Source organism: Roseateles sp. GW821-FHT09G09 (assembly GCF_059415965.1).
Genome location: NZ_JBWKOG010000012.1, coordinates 122,040 through 137,976, shown reverse-complemented (window position 1 = coordinate 137,976; position 15,937 = coordinate 122,040). Strand labels below are relative to the sequence as shown.

The window sequence follows — 15,937 nt, the reverse complement described above, 5'->3', positions numbered from 1 at the left end:
GTGGGCACGCCGGTTGCCCAATGGCGCTGTCAGACAATTCAAGATGAATGATTGGGAGAACGATGTGGCGGATCAGATGAGCGTGCTGGTGGTGGACGACAAGCCGCAAAACCTGCTCGCGATGAAAGCCTTGCTGGCCGACTCGGGCCTGGAGGTCTTGACGGCGGATTCCGGCCCCGCCGCGCTGGAACTGCTGCTCACGCATGACGTCATGCTGGCCCTGCTGGACATCCAGATGCCGGGCATGGACGGTTTCACGCTCGCTGAACTGATGCGTGGCACGGAGCGTACCCGGCACGTCCCGATCATCTTCCTCACCGCCGGTTCGCAGGAGGCGCAGCGCAGCTTCAAGGGCTACGAGGCCGGCGCGGTCGACTTCATCTACAAGCCGGTGGACGCCCACGTGCTGCGCAGCAAGGTGGCCGTCTTCGCCGACCTGCATCGCCAACGGCAGCTGCTGGCCGAGCGCATCGTCGAACAGGAGCGCCTGGCGCGCGTCAACGCGCTGATGCTCAGCGCGCTGAGCCACGACATCCGCAGCCCGCTGTCGGTCATGATGCTCAACGCCGAGCTGCTGATCCGCCAGACCGAATCGCCGTCGTTGCAGAAGGCCGGGCAGCGGGTCAAGGCCGCGGCGACGCTGCTGGGCCGGCAGGTGGACCACCTGGGCAGCCTGGCGCGCCGGCCCTGCGAGCTGCTGCAGGTGCAGCCCGTGCGCAGCGACCTGGCGACGCTGGCCGCCCAGCGGCTGGACATCGAGAGCAACCAGACCGTGATGTGGGCGCCGCCCGTCTTCGACCGCATCGGCGACACGAGCGGCGACTTCGACGTCGAGCTGATGGCGCAGACCCTCGATCAACTGCTGATGCAGGCCGCCACGCACGCCGGCGACAGCGCGATCCGCATCCAGGTCGACGGCAGCGCGCAGCGCTCGCTGATGCTGCGCATCAGCTTCGACACCGTGCTCGAGCCCGAGGCCTCCATCCACCTCTTCGGCGGCAACGAGCCGGTGTCGGGCATGTCCTCGGCGCAGGTCGGACCCGGGCTGCAGGAGCCCGAGCGCGTTGCGCGGGCCCATGGCGGCTCGCTGATCGGCGTCTCGCGGGCGCGGCAGGGCACGATGTTCGAGCTGCTGCTGCCGCGGTTGCAATCGGAACGCTGAAAGTCCAGGGAATGTTGTCCTACAGGCGGTGCCAGCGTGGCCCGACAGACCGGCCGCGCGCGCCGGCCCACAGTGGTGGCATCACAGCAACCACGATGGGGACTGCCATGAACCGATCCTCCGCACCGAAGATGAAGCTCGCGTCGAAGTCCGCGCGTAAGTCGGCGCTTCAGTCGGCGCTCCAGTCGGCGCCCAAGTCCGCGCCGAAGTCCATGTTGCGTATCGCCATCGCGGCCGGCGCCTGCGCGCTGGCCGGCCAGGCGATGGCCGACATCACGTTCTACGAGAACGAGAACTTCCGCGGTCGCACCGCGGGCGCCGACGCGCAGATCAACTTCCTCAAGGAGATCGGCTTCGATGATCGCGCCTCCTCGATCGAGGTGCGCGGCGAGCGCTGGGAGGTCTGCGAGGACCCGGGCTACGCCGGCCGCTGCCGCGTGCTGCAGCCGGGCAGCTACCCGTCGCTGAAGTCGATGGGCTTGGACAACCGCATCAGCTCCGCGCGCCGCGCCGGCGAGGACGTGAGCCGCGACCGCTACGGTCCCGATCCGCAGCCGACCTACCTGCGCCGCGGCGAGGAAGGCGTGTACCAGGCGCAGGTCGTCTCCGTGCGCGCCGTGATGGGCGACGAGCAGCAGCGTTGCTGGATCGAGCAGAAGGAAGTGCGCGACCGGCCCAACGTCGGCGGCGCGGTCATCGGCGGCGTGCTGGGCGGCATCCTGGGCCACCAGTTCGGCGGCGGCTCGGGCCAGGCGGTGACGACGGCCGCGGGCGCGGTCGGCGGCGCGGTGGTCGGCAGTAACGTCAACCGCGACAAGGATGTACGCAACGTGCAGCGCTGCGGCGCGGCACCCAACAACGGCAACCCCCAGTACTGGGACGTGACCTATCGCTTCAAGGGACAGGACCATTACATGCAGACCCGGCGGCCGCCGGGAGCGACCGTGACCGTCAACGAGCGCGGCGAACCGCGCGAGTAGCCGGACACGGTCATCGATCGACCGACCCAGTGAGGATTCCTGGGGCAGGCCGGGGAGGGGACGCGCTAGCATGCGTTCCCGCTCCGGCCGCCCTGTTTTCGCTTCCATGAATACCACGACGTCCCCCGCCGCCTCCAAAGCCTACTCGGGCAACGACCTCCATCTCGCCCACGGCGTGCGCCGCCACGACTGGCTGCCGCTGACCACCGCGCTCGGTTTCGCGCTCGCGGTGATCACCATCCTGATCACCGCCTGGTTCTCGTGGCGCTCGCAGCAGGCGCAGTCCGATTCGGCCGACGCGATGGCGCGCACGCTGGTCGTGCAGGAGCAGATCCAGACGCTCGGATCGGCGATGAAGGACGCGGAGACCGGCCAGCGCGGCTACCTGCTCACCGGCATCGACACCTACCTCGTGCCCTTCAATACCGCGCAGGTGACGATCCCCGCGGCGGCGGAGCGGCTGCGCGCCAGCTTCCAGAACTACCGCCCGCAACTCGCGCGACTGGAGGCGGCGGAGCAGCTCTTCAAGGCCAAGCTCGCGGAGATGGAGGAAACCATCGTGGCCCGCCGCAACGGCGACAACGCCGCCGCCGTGGCGACCGTGAAGGGCGACCGCGGTCGCATCCTGATGGAGCGCATCCGCACCTTGCTCGGCGAGATGGAACGCGAGGAACGCGACCGCGCCGCCGAACGTCGCGCGCTGTGGGACAGTGCCGTGCAGCAGACGGTCGGGGTGATGTGGGGCGGCTCCGCGCTGCTGCTGCTTCTGACCATGGTCGCGGCGGTGCTGAGTTCGCGCGCCTACCGCGCCGCCAAGACCGAGGAATGGCTGAAGGCCGGTCAGGCCGGCCTGGGCGTCGAACTGCAGGGCGACCCGCACGTCGAGCGGCTGGCCGACATCGCCACCAGCTTCCTCGCGCGTTGGACCGACGCGCGCGTCGGCGCGTTCTACCTGGCCAACGACGACGGCACCTTCCTGCGCGTCGGCGGCTATGCGCTGCCGGTGGCCACGGGCACGGACGCGGCGCCGCCGGTCGTGCGCGGCGGCGACACGCTGCTGGGGCAGGCGGCGCGCGACCGCCAGCCGGTGCATGTGACGCAGCTGCCGGCCGACTATCTGCCGGTCACGTCCTCGCTCGGCCGGGCCGACTCGGCCGAGCTGCTGATCGCGCCCGTCGGGCTGGACAAGCGCGTGCACTGCGTGATCGAGCTGGGCTTCCTCCACGCCGTCGGCGAGGCCGAGCGCGAGCTGCTGGCACGCGTCGCCGAGCCGATCGCCATGGCCCTGCGCGCGGCGAAGGACCGCAGCCGCCTCGAGGCGCTGCTCGAGGAGAGCCGTCGCCAGGCCGAGGAACTGCAGATGCAGCAGGAAGAGCTGCGCGCCTCCAACGAGGAACTCGAGGAGCAGGGCAATGCGCTGCGCGACTCGCAGCTGCGGCTGGAGAAGCAGCAGACCGACCTCGAGGAGAGCAACACCCAGCTCGAGGAACAGGCGCGGCAGCTGGAACTGCAGCGTTCGGAGCTGACGCAGGCGCAGGGCCTGCTGACCGAACGCGCCGAGGCGCTGGAGCGCTCCAACCAGTACAAGAGCGAGTTCCTGGCCAACATGAGCCACGAGCTGCGCACGCCGCTGAACTCGACGCTGATCCTGGCCAAGCTGCTGTCGGACAACAAGGACGGCAACCTGAGCGACGAGCAGGTCCGTTTCGCGCAGACCATCAGCTCGGCCGGCAACGACCTGCTGATGCTGATCAACGACATCCTGGACCTGTCCAAGATCGAGGCCGGCAAGGTCGACCTGCAGGTCGAACGCGTCGCGGTGCCGCGCCTGCTGCAGCAGCTGACGCAGGTCTTCGCGCCGGTCGCGGCGCAGCGCAACCTGGCTTTCGGGCTGCAGCTCGCGCCGGGCGCGCCGGAATGGATCGAGACCGACGAGGCGCGCCTGGGCCAGGTGCTCAAGAACCTGCTGTCCAACGCGCTCAAGTTCACCGAGCGCGGCTCGGTGCGCATGGAGGTCGGCACCACCGCCGACGGCCGCCTGGCCTTCACGGTCAAGGACACCGGCATCGGCATCCCGGCGCACCAGCAGGCGCTCATCTTCGACGCCTTCCGCCAGGCCGACGGCAGCACCCATCGCAAGTACGGCGGCACGGGGCTGGGCCTGTCGATCTCGCGCGACCTGGCGCGGCTGCTGGGCGGCGACATCCACCTGCAGAGCACGCCGGGGCAGGGCTCGGTCTTCAGCCTGGTGCTGCCGCTGGCGCACGAGGCGCCGCTGGGCGACGAACGTCCGCGGCCGCTGTCGCCGGCCCAGGCGCCCCTGCACGGCGCGATCAAGCCGCCGCCGGCGGTGCCCGCCTTCGACACCGCGCTGCCGGCGCCGGGCGCGAACGAGGCGCACATGGCCACGACCGAGGCCGTGCTGCGCGAACCCGCGCCGGCCGCGCCTGAACCGCGCCTGCCGCAGCTCGACGACGACCGCCTGTCCTGGGTGCCCGGCGACCGCGCGATCCTGATCATCGAGGACGACCAGCGCTTCGCGCTGATCCTGCGCGACCTGATCCGCGAGATGGGCTTCGTCTGCCTAATGGCGCATACGGCCGAGAACGGCCTGTCCATCGCGCAGCGTTACGCGCCCAGCGCGATCCTGCTCGACATGAACCTGCCCGACCACTCCGGCCTGGGCGTGCTGGACCAGCTCAAGCGCGAGCCGCTGACGCGCCACATCCCCGTGCATGTCATCTCCGTGGCCGACTACACCCACGAGGCCATGGAGCGCGGCGCGATCGGCTACGCCTTCAAGCCGGTCAAGCGCGAGGAACTCGAGGTCGCGCTGAACAAGCTCGAGGCCAAGTTCTCGCAGCGGCTGCGCACGGTGCTGGTGGTGGAGGACGACGCGCGCCAGCTCGACAGCATCCGCCACCTGCTGGCCGCCGACGAGGTCCGCATCGAAGGCGTCGCGACCGCGGCCGAGGCGCTCGAGGCACTGCGCCGCTCGACCTTCGACTGCATGGTGATGGACCTGAACCTGCCCGACATGAGCGGCTACGACCTGCTCGACCAGATGGCGCTGCAGGAGGACGTGGCCTTCCCGCCGGTCATCGTCTACACCGGCCACACGCTCACGGCGCAGCAGGAGCAGCAGCTGCGGCGCTACTCGCGCTCGATCATCATCAAGGGCGCCCGCTCGCCCGAGCGGCTGCTCGACGAGGTCACGCTGTTCCTGCACCAGGTCGAGGCGCAGCTGCCGCCGGAGCGCCAGAAGATGCTCAAGGAGGTCCGCGCGCGCGACAACATGCTGGAGGGCCGGCGCGTGCTGGTCGTCGAGGACGACGTGCGCAACATCTTCGCGCTGTCGGCGGTGCTGGAGCCCAAGGGCGTGAAGGTCGACATCGCGCGCAACGGCCGCGAGGCGCTGGAGCGCCTCTCCGCGCCGCTGCAGGGGCCCGGCGCGATGCCGGCGGTGGACCTGGTGCTGATGGACATCATGATGCCGGAGATGGACGGCTACACCGCGATGCGCGAGATCCGCGCGCGCGCCGACCTGCGCCGGCTGCCGATCATCGCGCTGACCGCCAAGGCGATGAAGGACGACCAGGAGAAATGCATGGCCGCCGGCGCCAACGACTACATCGCCAAGCCGCTGGACATCGAGAAGCTGCTCTCGCTGGTCCGGGTCTGGATGCCGCGCTGAGGACGCCGGGACGATGACGCGGGGGCCGAACGACACGCAGGGGTCGAGCGATGCACAGGGCGGGCAGGGCGGGCAAGGCCGGCACGCCGACGACCTCGAGGTCCGGCTGATCCTGGAAGCGATCTACGAGCGCTACCACTACGACTTCCGCGACTATGCCGGCAGTTCGCTGCGCCGGCGGTTGAAGGCCGCGCAGCAGCGCTTCGGTTGCACCCACCTCTCGCAGTTGCAGGGGCGCGTGCTGCACGAGCCGGAGGTCTTCCGCTCCGTGCTGGGCGACCTCACCGTGCAGGTCAGCGAGATGTTCCGCGACCCGGAGTACTTCCGCGCGCTGCGCGAGCAGGTCGTGCCGGTGCTGCGCACCTTCCCGTCGCTGCGCATCTGGGTGGCGGGCTGCAGCGGCGGCGAGGAGGCGTATTCCATGGCCATCCTCATGAAGGAGGAAGGGCTGCTGGACCGCACGCTGATCTACGCGACCGACATCAGCCAGGAGGCGCTCGCGCAGGCGCAGGCGGGGGTGTACCGCGTGGACCAGGTGCCGCTGTACAGCGCGAACCACCGCGCGTCGGGCGGGCACGGCTCGCTGTCGGAGCACTACACGGCGGCCTACGACCACGTGCTGATGGACAAGGCGCTGAAGGAGCGCATCGTCTTCAGCGACCACAGCCTGTCCACGGACAGCGTGTTCGCCGAGGTGCAGCTGGTGTCGTGCCGCAACGTGCTGATCTACTTCAACCGCGCGCTGCAGGACCGCGCACTCGGTCTGTTCACCGAGGCGCTGTGCCGCAACGGCTTCCTGGGCCTGGGCGCGCGCGAGACGCTGCGCTTCTCCGCGCATGCCGGCGAATTCGTGGAGATCGCGGCGAAAGAGCGCGTCTACCAGAAGCGGTCGGCCTGACGAGACCCTGGTCCGTGAGACCCCTGTCCGTGAGATGGCGGCCCTTGGGATGGCGGGCTCGGGGCTTGCCGTTCTCCTGCATCGACCCCTCCGGGTCTTACAGGAGAAACACCATGGCGACCAGCAGCATCCTCGGCGGCACGCAGGCCCCCGCGCAGGCGAAGGGACGGGGCACGGACTCGCTCGGTCCGAGCGACAGCTCAGACAGCGGCAGCGACGTCTCGGGCGAACGTCAGATGAGCACCGGTCCGGACGATCCGGATGAGCTCGGCGCGACGCCGTCGACTCCTTCGAGCGACACCGACCGTTTCGGTACCGGGGAGCGCGGCTCGGCGACGCCGGGCAGCCGGGACCAGGACGGTGCGGACATCCTGCCCGACCAGGTGAGCCGCTCGCCAACGCCCGATGACATCGACGCCTCGATCGACGTGGACGAACTGGCCAGTGGCGACGACCCGTCCGCGGGGCCGGACGCGGAGCATGCCGATGAGGAGGAGGACGTCGACAAGTAGTCGGCGGTCAGCCGTCGTGCCGGCAGTCGCGGACCGCCGGCGCCGGTGCCGCTGAAGGCCCTGACAAGGACGTCCGGCGCGGGAGCGCCAGGCTCAGAACGAGCCGATGGCCGCCATCGACGCGAACGCGCCCAGCGCCAGCGCGCCGACCCAGAGACGCAGCGGCGCGGGTTCGTCACGCGGACGGCGTTGCTGATGGCGATGCGCGAGGAAACAGGCGACCGATGCGCCGCCGGCCAGCAGGAACACGAGCGCGTAGCCCAGGCCCTCGACGGAGCGGCCATGATGCAGGGCCAGTGCCAGCACGATCTGCCCGAGCATCAGGCCTGCCACGCCGGAGACGGCGGTCGAGGAAAGGGCGGCGGAGGTGGCCGTGCGGGTAGGCTGGGACATGGCGTGCGGGCTCGTGGGAGTCGTCGGAGGCGATGCCGGATTGTCCCGTCGGCGCCTTCCCGCGAGCCCCTTGAAAAGCGCGTGCCGAGCGCAGTAATTCGCGGCCAGCCCGGTCGCGCCGCCCCGAACTCACGATGTGGCCCCCGCTTTCGCAGGCCAAGCTGCGGTCGCCGCGCCGTTTCCCCTGTGGTCATCGAGAATTCCGTGTTTTTGTTGCACCGCAGCACCCCCTGGATGCGGGGTGTTTTCAGGCACGGAACCCCCGTTTCGTAGCACCTTCCGGGTACATCTGGAAGAGGGTAAGTTTTTATGTGGGTGGACGAACAGACTCTCTCTGTGCGGAATGTTGAACTGCGGTGTCCGCGACGTGCGGACATCCTTCCTTATCGGAGCAACCACCATGACCCTGCCTTTGCTCTCCCGGAAGCCCGTGGCATTCCAGCGTACCCTGCTGGCTCTTGCCCTGGCTGCCGTCAGCGCCAGCGCCTCCGCGCTACCGCAATTCACCTGGGACCCGGCTGCGGCCGGCCTGAACGGCTCGTCGTTCACCGCTGACAACCTGCTGGTGTCGAACTACTCGACCATCACCTTCGGGGCCGGCAACACCTTCGCGGAATCCGGCTACCTGTCGATCAGCGCCGCGCAGCTCGGCGGCTTGACGCTGCCTTCCAGCGGCCTGAACTCGGACTACGGCTTCTACATCCAGTTCAGCGGTTCCGGCACGCTGTCGCAAGCCGGCAATCCGGGCACCACCCCGACGCTGGGCACGCTGACCTCGCTGACCTACACCCTGTACGGCTACAACGGCACCTCGTCGTTCGGCTTCGCCGGCAACACGCCGACCGAAACCGCGACCGGCGAAGTGGCCCTGGCCAGCGGCTCGCTGGTGCTGGGCACGGTGGCGACCACGCCGCTGGGCGACGGCACCTTCAACCCGTCGGCCAACGCCAAGCTGACGCTGAACTGGCTGGTGGACGGCTTCCAGACCTCGCTGCCCGTCTACAACCTGGCACTGACCTCGTTCTCCAACACGACGTCGCAGGTCGAGCCCTTCGCCGGCGGATTCCGCATCCGCCAGGGCGGCGGTTCGATCAACTTCGCGTCGGCGGTGCCGGAACCCTCGACCTACGCGATGCTGATCGCCGGTCTGGGCGCCATCGGCTTCGTCGCGCGTCGCCGGACCCGTTCGGAGAAGTGATGACGAGACCGGTCCCGCGGGACCGGTCACGGTATCGGAGCGCGAGGGCATGCGGGTGCCCGGACGTTCCGGACCGTGGAGATCGTTGAAGGCGCAACAGGGTGGCGGCGCGAGCCGGCATCCTCAAGCGCGACAGGACGTGTCCCTGACACGTCCGACGAGTAGCCCGTCCACGACGGGATGCTTGCTGTGATGCTTGAACAGCGATGCAGAGCCCTCAGGCCTGCACGGCGACGGGCGCGAAGGTGGCAGAGGTGGCCGCGTTCGCGTCGTCCAGGTCCTGAGGCAGCAAGCGCTGGAAGTCCTGCTTGAGCAGGACGTAGCAGTCACAGGCCCGGGCCTCCAGCCCCGGCCGGTCCAGTACCGCGATATGTCCGCGGGAATAACGGATCAGGCCGGCGGCCTGGAGGCGCTGGGCGCTCTCGGTGACGCCTTCCCGGCGCACGCCCAGCAGGTTGGAGATCGACTCCTGCGTCACCGACAGCTCGCAATGCCCATGCTGACGATCCAGGGACTGCAGCAGCCAGCGGCACAGCTGCCGTTCCAGCGAATGGTGACGGTTGCAGACCGCCGTGTGCGCGATCTGGCTGATCAGCGATTGCACGTAGCGCAGCAGCTGCTGCGTCGACGGACCCACCCGCATCAGCTCTTCCCGGACCAGGGACACCCGCATGCGGAAGGCCAGGCCGGCGCGCTGCACGACCGCGCGGCAGGCAGGCGACTCGCCGCCCATCGCCGCCGCCAGGCCCGCGGCCCCTTCGGAACCGATCATCGCCACCTGCGTCGCATCCCCCGAGTGGGTCGTGTGGATCAGCGACACGATCGCGGTGATCGGGAAGTAGACGTGGGTGGCGGGCGTGCCGGCCTCGAAGAGCACGCGGCCCTTGAGCAGCTCCACCGTCTCGAGCTGCGCGGACCAGCGCGCCTGATCCTCGGCGGGCAGCTGCACGAGCAGCAGGTTCGCACGAGGGTGTGTGGCGGAAGGGTTTGCGGCAAGAGAAAGGGACATCGATAGGCTCCAGGAACTGCACATCCGTTCCAGCCGGACACTATGGCAAACACCGTACCCGCCGAGGTATCGGCGCGTGTCTTCGGTGCCATTGCGTATGCACCGCGTCGCTGTTTCAAGGTGTCCCCAAATGCGTGCGCCAACGCACCAGGTTCTCGATGCTGTCCGCACACCGATCTAGGGGGCCCGCACCGACGCGGCTACCGGACGGCGTCCCGCTCCCTATAACGAAGACATGCGCGGCGCCATCGGCCACCGGTCGTGGCGCCAGACGCATCCACGACTCCAAACCGAGGAAGACAAATGAATCGATCCACCACGCGGTTCCCCGGGGCCCTGCGCGCGTTCGCACGCCCCTTCACACGTCCATTCGCAGGCCCACTCGCAGGCGGATTTGCACGCCCGTTGGCGGGCCTCGCGCTCGTGCTGTCCTTCGGCGCGGCGCAGGCCGAGAGCATCCTGTTCGTCGGCAACAGCTTCACCTATGCGCAGGGCTCGTCGGTGATGCAGTTCAATCCCGGCTCGGTCACCGACCTCAACGGCACCGGCATCGGCGGCATCCCGGCGTTGTTCAAGGCCTTCACCGCGCAGGCGGGCCTCAATTACGACGTCAGCCTGGAGACCGTCGGGGGCAGCGGGCTGGACCTGCACTACAACACCAAGATGGCCCTCATCAACAAGCCCTGGGACCGGGTCGTGCTGCAGAGCTACAGCACGCTGGACGCGGCGCGCCCCGGCAATCCGGCCACGCTGATCCAGTACTCGGGGCTGCTGGCCGACGCGCTGCATGCGCAGAACGCCAACGTGAAGATCAACCTGATGGCGACCTGGTCGCGTGCGGACCAGACCTATCCGCCCAGCGGCGCCTGGTACGGCCAGTCGATCTACAAGATGGCCGAGGACGTCTACACCGGCTACCTGCAGGCGGACCAGGCCTCCGACAAGATCGACGGCGTGATCCCGGTGGGACTGGCCTGGAACCGCGCGATGTCGCAGGGCTTCGCGGACACCAACCCTTACGACGGCATCGACGCCGGCAAGGTCAAGCTCTGGGCCAGCGACAACTACCACGCCAGCATGTACGGCAGCTACCTGGAGGCGTTGACGATCTTCGGCAAGATCACCGGCCTGGATCCGCGCAGCCTGGGCACGGACGAGACCGCCGCGGCGCAGCTGGGCATCACCCAGGCGCAGGTGCGGGTGATGCAGCAACTGGCCTTCGAACAGCTGGCCGCGCCGGTGCCTGAGCCCTCGACCTGGGCCCTGCTGATGGCGGGCGTGGGCCTGCTGGCGGTCTGGCGCCGTCGCGCGGCGTCCTCGGCCGCCTGAGGCGGGAACCCGCCGTGCGGGTGCGACGGACTGACGCGTTCCCCAACGCTTCAGGAGCGCGCATGTACGCGGGTCATCTTCCACCCGGCCAGCCGGGTGCACCAGGCTGCGACGACTTCCTTGCGGGGCCCGGCGGCGGGAGCCTCTCGCCGACGGATCTCGCGAAGGACGAGCTGACGAAGGGGGAACTGACGCAGCGGGACCGGCTGTTCATGGGGGCCCGCGGCGGCTTGCACGCCACGGGCACCGAGCGCGGTCGATGCTTCTTCGACCGCGCGCCGTGCCAGCTGATCAATGCGAGTTTCACGGGCCAGCTCAACGGCGCCGGCGCGGGCGTGACGTTGATCGACAGCAGCGCCAGCGGCCCCGACGCGCATCCCTGGCGCATCCTGCTGCGAGGCGGCAGCCTGTCGATCACCCGCGGTCTCGTGTCGGGCCACATCCTGGCCCAGGATTGTCCGGTGCGCCTGGACGGTTGCAGGATCTGGGGCGATGTCCGGCTCGACCATGACCGCCTGCAACTGACGGGCCATGTGCAGATCCAGGGAACGGTCGAACTCCACGGCGACGCCGTGACGGTCGGGCCGGGCTGCCGGATCGACCGCATCGTGCTGCATCCGCGTCGGTCGATGGGAGCGGCCGCGCAGGCCGGCCTGCCGCGGATCACGCTGCACCCGGGCGCTTGCGTGGAGGTCACGGAGGTGCGGGCGCCTCGCTACGAGGTCGCCTTCGTCACCCCTGGCGGCACACGCATCGAACGCTTCCAGGGGAGCGGCTACGGCGCGGAGGGCGCGGAGAGCGCGGACTCCGGCTCGCGCGCCTCCAGCACGTAACCCATGCCGCGCACGGTGTGCAGCAGGGCGACCTCGAAGGGTTTGTCGAGCTTGCCGCGCAGCCGTCGCACGGCGACCTCGACGACGTTGGTCTCGCTGTCGAAGTTCATGTCCCAGACCTGCTCGGCGAGTTCGGTCCGTGACAAGACCTGACCCTGGCGCCGCAGCAGGAGCGTCAGCAGGCTGAGCTCCTTGGGCGTGAGATCGAGCCGCTGTCCGGCGCGGTGGACCTTGCGCCGCAGCAGGTCGACCTCCAGGTCGGCGAGCTTGAGCACGGTGGCCTCGGCCGGCGCGGTGCCGGCCGCGCGGCGCAGCAGCGCCTGGATGCGGGCCACCAGTTCGGAGAAGGCGAAGGGCTTGCACAGGTAGTCGTCCGCGCCGGCCTGCAGGCCGCGCACGCGGTCCTCGACCTCGGCGCGCGCGGTCATCATGAGCACCGGCAGCGCGCGCGTGTGGTCCTGCTGGCGCAGCGCCGCCAGCACCGCCAGGCCGTCGATGCCCGGCAGCACGCCGTCCAGCAGCACCAGGTCGTACGCGCCTTCGCTCGCCTGGTGCAGACCGTCCACGCCGTCGCGCACCAGGTCGACGACGAAGCCTTCCTGCGTCAGCCCGCTGCGCAGATAGTCGCCGAGCTTGTCCTCGTCCTCGATGACGAGCAATTTCATCGCACTCCCTTTCCCGAACAGGCGCCGCGGCGCACGCGTGCCGCGCAGGTGTCGGATCCTGGCCGGCTCCGCCTCTAGAATCCGGCCATCATGCCCCTTCGGACCCCGTCCTCTTCCGCGCCGCGCGCCGGGTCCGTCAGCGGCAAGTTGCGCGCCATGGTCTGGCTGATCGTGCTGCCGACGCTGCTGTTGTCGGTGATCGCCGGCATGGCGGTCTTCCACACCGAGCGGCGCGCCGCCGTCGCCGCGGCCACCGAGACCGCCGAGGCGCTGAGCCTGGTCGCCGACCGCGAGATGGCGGTGCGCACGGCGCTGTTGCAGGCGCTCAGCGTGTCGCCCAGCCTGGCCGAAGGCCGGCTGGAGCTCTTCCACGGCGAGGCCGCCCGGCTCGTCGCCGGCACGCCCAACACCATCGTGCTGACGACGGCCGAGGGCCGGCAACTGATCAACACCCGGCTCGCCTGGGGTCAGCCCTTGCCCACGGCGAGCGGATTCCAGGACGGCATCGACGCCACGCGCCGGCTGCTCGTCTCCAACCTCTACCTCGGCCCGGTGGACCGCAAGCCCAGCTTCGCGGTCCGGGTGCCGGTGACGGTGCTCGGCAAGCCGATGTACCTCGGCTACGGCAGCCCGGTCAGCGAGATGCAACAGATCTTCCGCCAGCAGCCGCTGCCCGAAGGCTGGCTGGGGGTCGTGCTGGACCGCAACGGCGTCGTCATCGCGCGCACCCGCGACCCGGAGCAACGCGTCGGCCAGCGGGCCAGCCCGAAGATGCTGGCCGCGCTGGCGCGCGGGGACCAGGGCGTCGTCGACGCGCGCACGCTGGACGGCGAGCCGGTCTTCACCGTCTTCAGCCGCGCGCCCGATTCGGGCTGGGTGGTGCTGATCGGGCTGAGCCAGTCGGAGCTCGCCAAGGGCGCCTGGACGGCGTTCGCAATGATGCTGGCGTTGTCGCTGGCCTTCATCGTGCTCGCGCTGGTGCTCGCGCGGCGCATGAGCCGGGCGATCGCGGATCCGCTGCGCCGCCTGCGCAAGGACGCGATCCGCATGGGCGGCGGCGCCACGATCGACGAGGTTCCCGGCGGCGTCGACGAGATCGACGTCGTGCAGCGTGCGCTCGCCACGGCCAGCCGCGAGCGCGCGGGCAGCGAATCGCACCTGCGCGAGGAGATCGAGGCGGCGGTCGCGCAGACGCGCCAGGCCCAGCAGGCGGCCTTGCGCAGCCAGAAGCTGGAGGCCTTGGGCCGGCTGACCGGCGGCATCGCGCACGACTTCAACAACCTGCTGCAGACGATGACCACGGGCCTGCAGCTGGCGCGGCGGCTCAGTACCGATCCGCGCGCGGACACGGCGCTGGAGGCCTGCCAGCGCGCGACCGCGAAGGCGGCCCAGTTGACGCGCCAGTTGCTGGCTTTCGGACGTCCCCAGGTGGGGCACGAGGCGGTCATCGACCTGCGGCGCCAGTTGCCGGAGCTGATGGCGTTGGCCGGCGGCGCGGTCGGCAGCGCCGTCGAGGTCGAGCTCGACATCGACGAGGACCTGTGGCCGGTGCGCACGGACCCGGTGCAGCTCGAGTTGGCGGTGCTGAACCTCGCGCTGAACGCGCGCGACGCGATGCACGGACGCGGCCGCTTGACCGTCTCTGCGCGCAAGCGCGTGCTGGCGGAGGGCGATCCGGTGGGCCTGGCGCCCGAACTGCTGCCGGGGGAGTACGTCGCGATCGCGGTGCGCGACACCGGCGACGGCATGACGCAGGAGCAGATGGAACGCGCGTTCGAACCCTTCTTCACCACCAAGGCGGTGGGGCAGGGCACGGGCCTCGGGCTGGCGCAGGTCTATGCGCTGGCGCGCTCGGCGGGCGGCACGGCGGGCATCGTCAGCAAAATCGGCCTGGGCACCGAGGTCACGCTGTGGCTGCCGCGCTCGCACGGCAGGACGGAGGCGGACGGCCCGATCGTGCAGGCGGCGTCGGGCGAGGCGGCGCGGCGCTTCGCCGGCACGGTGCTGCTGGTGGAGGACGAGCCCTCGGTGCGCGAGCTGACCGCGCAGGCGCTGGAGGAGCGCGGCTTCACGGTGAAGACGGCGCCGACGGCCGACCAGGCGCTGGACCAGCTGCGCGGCGGCCTGACGGCGGACGTGGTGCTGACCGACATCGTGATGCCGGGCGAACGCAGCGGCGTGGACCTGGTGCGGACCTTGAAGGTCCTGAAGCCGACGCTGCCGGTGGTGCTGGCCAGCGGCCACCCGGTGCGCATCGAGGAGGCGCCGAACGTGCCGCTGATCCCGAAGCCGTATGACGTCGACGTGCTGGCGATGGTGCTCGCGGAGGCGATGAATCCCACGCAGGCGGCGCAGACGACGAACGCGCGCTGAAGGCGCCACGGAAGCGCCACGGAAGCGCTCCGTCGTTTGATGCGGGCCAGCGCCATGCGCGAGAACCAGGCGGGCCACCCAGGCACTGAAGGGCTTTCGTCAAGGGAGCATCGAATGGACGGATTCACGCCTGACAGCACGCTCTACCGCCTCGGGTCGGCGAGCCCGCCTGCTTCGTCCGTCACGAGTCCGCCGTCTGATGGGGGCGCGGACGCCGAGCCCTCGACGTGGCCGTCGCGATGGAGCGAACTGGAAGGGCTGCTCGTCGAGGCTTCGGCGAGCGCCGGAGACACGGTGCGCCTGAGCCAGGTGAGCAAGCTCGGCAGCCACCTGATGGCGGCTTTGGAGGGAGAGGGCGGCGTCCAGGCCGCCCACGACCTCGCGGACCTGCCCGCCGACCGGCGGGCCGGCTGGATCGCCGCCCTGGTGCTGGCAGGCTACCAGGAGCCCGGCGGCACGCGCGAGGCGCTGGTGAGCAGTCCTGCGGTGCGGGTCTGTCAAGCGGCGGTCCCTCTGGCGACGCAGGTGAATGACCTGCTTCGACAATTGTTTGGCCCCGTCGCATTCCGGCGCTTGTGGGAAGGGCCTCATCGGTCGACCCTGTGCGCCTACGTCATGTTGGAGGCGCTCGGCCCTGGCGACCTTTCGGGCCCGGCAGCGCTGACGACGCCGTCCCACGGGCTGGCGTCGGAGATGGCGGCGGCGGGAGACGCGTTGCAGCACCTGCGAGGCCGACTGGATGCGGCACGTGCCGTGTGGCGCTCCAGCGTACGGACCTCGTCGGAGCAGGCGCGCCGGGCCCTCGATCCCCGGACGACGCCCGACTTCCTTGGCCTGGGCGTGGACGTTCGATCGACGTCGCCGCGCAACTGAGCCACCCGGCCTCGCCGC

General features: G+C 70.0%; 13 protein-coding genes. 10 read left to right on the top strand and 3 right to left on the bottom strand.

Going from position 1 to position 15,937, the window contains the following annotated elements; all coding sequences use genetic code 11:
- Positions 1 to 43 precede the first annotated feature (43 nt).
- The 5 genes from AC07O8_RS25495 (at position 44) to AC07O8_RS25475 (ending at position 7,246) form a co-directional block, all read left to right on the top strand.
- A complete protein-coding gene (locus AC07O8_RS25495; protein ID WP_495050728.1) occupies positions 44 to 1,162 on the top strand; it encodes an ATP-binding response regulator in 1,119 nt (372 codons plus the stop codon).
- Positions 1,163 to 1,269: 107 nt separating this feature from the next.
- The gene (locus AC07O8_RS25490; RefSeq protein ID WP_495050727.1) at positions 1,270 to 2,142 is read left to right on the top strand and encodes a beta/gamma crystallin-related protein; all 873 of its coding nucleotides are present in this window, start codon (positions 1,270 to 1,272) and stop codon (positions 2,140 to 2,142) included.
- A 106-nt stretch (positions 2,143 to 2,248) separates the two neighbouring features.
- Positions 2,249 to 5,836 (top strand): response regulator, encoded by a 3,588-nt coding sequence (locus AC07O8_RS25485; protein ID WP_495050726.1) that lies wholly within the window; start codon positions 2,249 to 2,251, stop codon positions 5,834 to 5,836.
- Positions 5,837 to 5,849: 13 nt separating this feature from the next.
- Complete coding sequence (locus AC07O8_RS25480) at positions 5,850 to 6,734, top strand: CheR family methyltransferase (protein ID WP_495050725.1); 885 nt, start codon at positions 5,850 to 5,852, stop codon at positions 6,732 to 6,734.
- Positions 6,735 to 6,847: 113 nt separating this feature from the next.
- Complete coding sequence (locus tag AC07O8_RS25475; protein WP_495050724.1) at positions 6,848 to 7,246, top strand: hypothetical protein; 399 nt, start codon at positions 6,848 to 6,850, stop codon at positions 7,244 to 7,246.
- Between the two features lie 93 nt (positions 7,247 to 7,339).
- Here the strand turns inward: AC07O8_RS25475 and AC07O8_RS25470 are convergent, their stop codons facing one another.
- Complete coding sequence (locus tag AC07O8_RS25470; protein ID WP_495050723.1) at positions 7,340 to 7,639, bottom strand: hypothetical protein; 300 nt, start codon at positions 7,637 to 7,639, stop codon at positions 7,340 to 7,342.
- A 400-nt stretch (positions 7,640 to 8,039) separates the two neighbouring features.
- Here AC07O8_RS25470 and pepA point away from each other — a divergent pair, with 400 nt between their 5' ends.
- Complete coding sequence (pepA, locus tag AC07O8_RS25465) at positions 8,040 to 8,837, top strand: flocculation-associated PEP-CTERM protein PepA (protein ID WP_495050722.1); 798 nt, start codon at positions 8,040 to 8,042, stop codon at positions 8,835 to 8,837.
- 217 nt (positions 8,838 to 9,054) lie between these two features.
- Here the strand turns inward: pepA and AC07O8_RS25460 are convergent, their stop codons facing one another.
- Positions 9,055 to 9,846 (bottom strand): Crp/Fnr family transcriptional regulator, encoded by a 792-nt coding sequence (locus AC07O8_RS25460; RefSeq protein ID WP_495050721.1) that lies wholly within the window; start codon positions 9,844 to 9,846, stop codon positions 9,055 to 9,057.
- Positions 9,847 to 10,251: 405 nt separating this feature from the next.
- Between AC07O8_RS25460 and AC07O8_RS25455 the strand changes: the two genes are divergently transcribed.
- Entirely contained in the window at positions 10,252 to 11,175 is a 924-nt protein-coding gene (locus AC07O8_RS25455; protein ID WP_495050720.1) for a PEP-CTERM sorting domain-containing protein, read from the top strand.
- A 62-nt stretch (positions 11,176 to 11,237) separates the two neighbouring features.
- Positions 11,238 to 12,008 (top strand): hypothetical protein, encoded by a 771-nt coding sequence (locus tag AC07O8_RS25450; RefSeq protein WP_495050719.1) that lies wholly within the window; start codon positions 11,238 to 11,240, stop codon positions 12,006 to 12,008.
- On the opposite strand, the gene AC07O8_RS25445 is transcribed toward AC07O8_RS25450, so the two are convergent.
- Complete coding sequence (locus tag AC07O8_RS25445; protein ID WP_495050718.1) at positions 11,951 to 12,673, bottom strand: heavy metal response regulator transcription factor; 723 nt, start codon at positions 12,671 to 12,673, stop codon at positions 11,951 to 11,953. The genes AC07O8_RS25450 and AC07O8_RS25445 overlap by 58 nt on opposite strands.
- A 90-nt stretch (positions 12,674 to 12,763) precedes the next feature.
- On the opposite strand from AC07O8_RS25445, the gene AC07O8_RS25440 reads away from it, so the two are divergent.
- Both AC07O8_RS25440 and AC07O8_RS25435 read left to right on the top strand, forming a co-directional pair.
- Positions 12,764 to 15,046 (top strand): ATP-binding protein, encoded by a 2,283-nt coding sequence (locus tag AC07O8_RS25440; protein ID WP_495050717.1) that lies wholly within the window; start codon positions 12,764 to 12,766, stop codon positions 15,044 to 15,046.
- Positions 15,047 to 15,160: 114 nt separating this feature from the next.
- The gene (locus AC07O8_RS25435) at positions 15,161 to 15,919 is read left to right on the top strand and encodes a hypothetical protein (protein ID WP_495050716.1); all 759 of its coding nucleotides are present in this window, start codon (positions 15,161 to 15,163) and stop codon (positions 15,917 to 15,919) included.
- The last annotated feature ends 18 nt before the right edge of the window (positions 15,920 to 15,937 follow it).

Coding starts and splice junctions, on each gene's coding strand:
- AC07O8_RS25495 (WP_495050728.1), top strand. CDS start 44: ATGAATGATTGGGAGAACGATGTGGCGGATCAGATGAGCGTGCTGGTG.
- AC07O8_RS25490 (WP_495050727.1), top strand. CDS start 1,270: ATGAACCGATCCTCCGCACCGAAGATGAAGCTCGCGTCGAAGTCCGCG.
- AC07O8_RS25485 (WP_495050726.1), top strand. CDS start 2,249: ATGAATACCACGACGTCCCCCGCCGCCTCCAAAGCCTACTCGGGCAAC.
- AC07O8_RS25480 (WP_495050725.1), top strand. CDS start 5,850: ATGACGCGGGGGCCGAACGACACGCAGGGGTCGAGCGATGCACAGGGC.
- AC07O8_RS25475 (WP_495050724.1), top strand. CDS start 6,848: ATGGCGACCAGCAGCATCCTCGGCGGCACGCAGGCCCCCGCGCAGGCG.
- AC07O8_RS25470 (WP_495050723.1), bottom strand. CDS start 7,639: ATGTCCCAGCCTACCCGCACGGCCACCTCCGCCGCCCTTTCCTCGACC.
- pepA (WP_495050722.1), top strand. CDS start 8,040: ATGACCCTGCCTTTGCTCTCCCGGAAGCCCGTGGCATTCCAGCGTACC.
- AC07O8_RS25460 (WP_495050721.1), bottom strand. CDS start 9,846: ATGTCCCTTTCTCTTGCCGCAAACCCTTCCGCCACACACCCTCGTGCG.
- AC07O8_RS25450 (WP_495050719.1), top strand. CDS start 11,238: ATGTACGCGGGTCATCTTCCACCCGGCCAGCCGGGTGCACCAGGCTGC.
- AC07O8_RS25445 (WP_495050718.1), bottom strand. CDS start 12,673: ATGAAATTGCTCGTCATCGAGGACGAGGACAAGCTCGGCGACTATCTG.
- AC07O8_RS25440 (WP_495050717.1), top strand. CDS start 12,764: ATGCCCCTTCGGACCCCGTCCTCTTCCGCGCCGCGCGCCGGGTCCGTC.
- AC07O8_RS25435 (WP_495050716.1), top strand. CDS start 15,161: ATGGACGGATTCACGCCTGACAGCACGCTCTACCGCCTCGGGTCGGCG.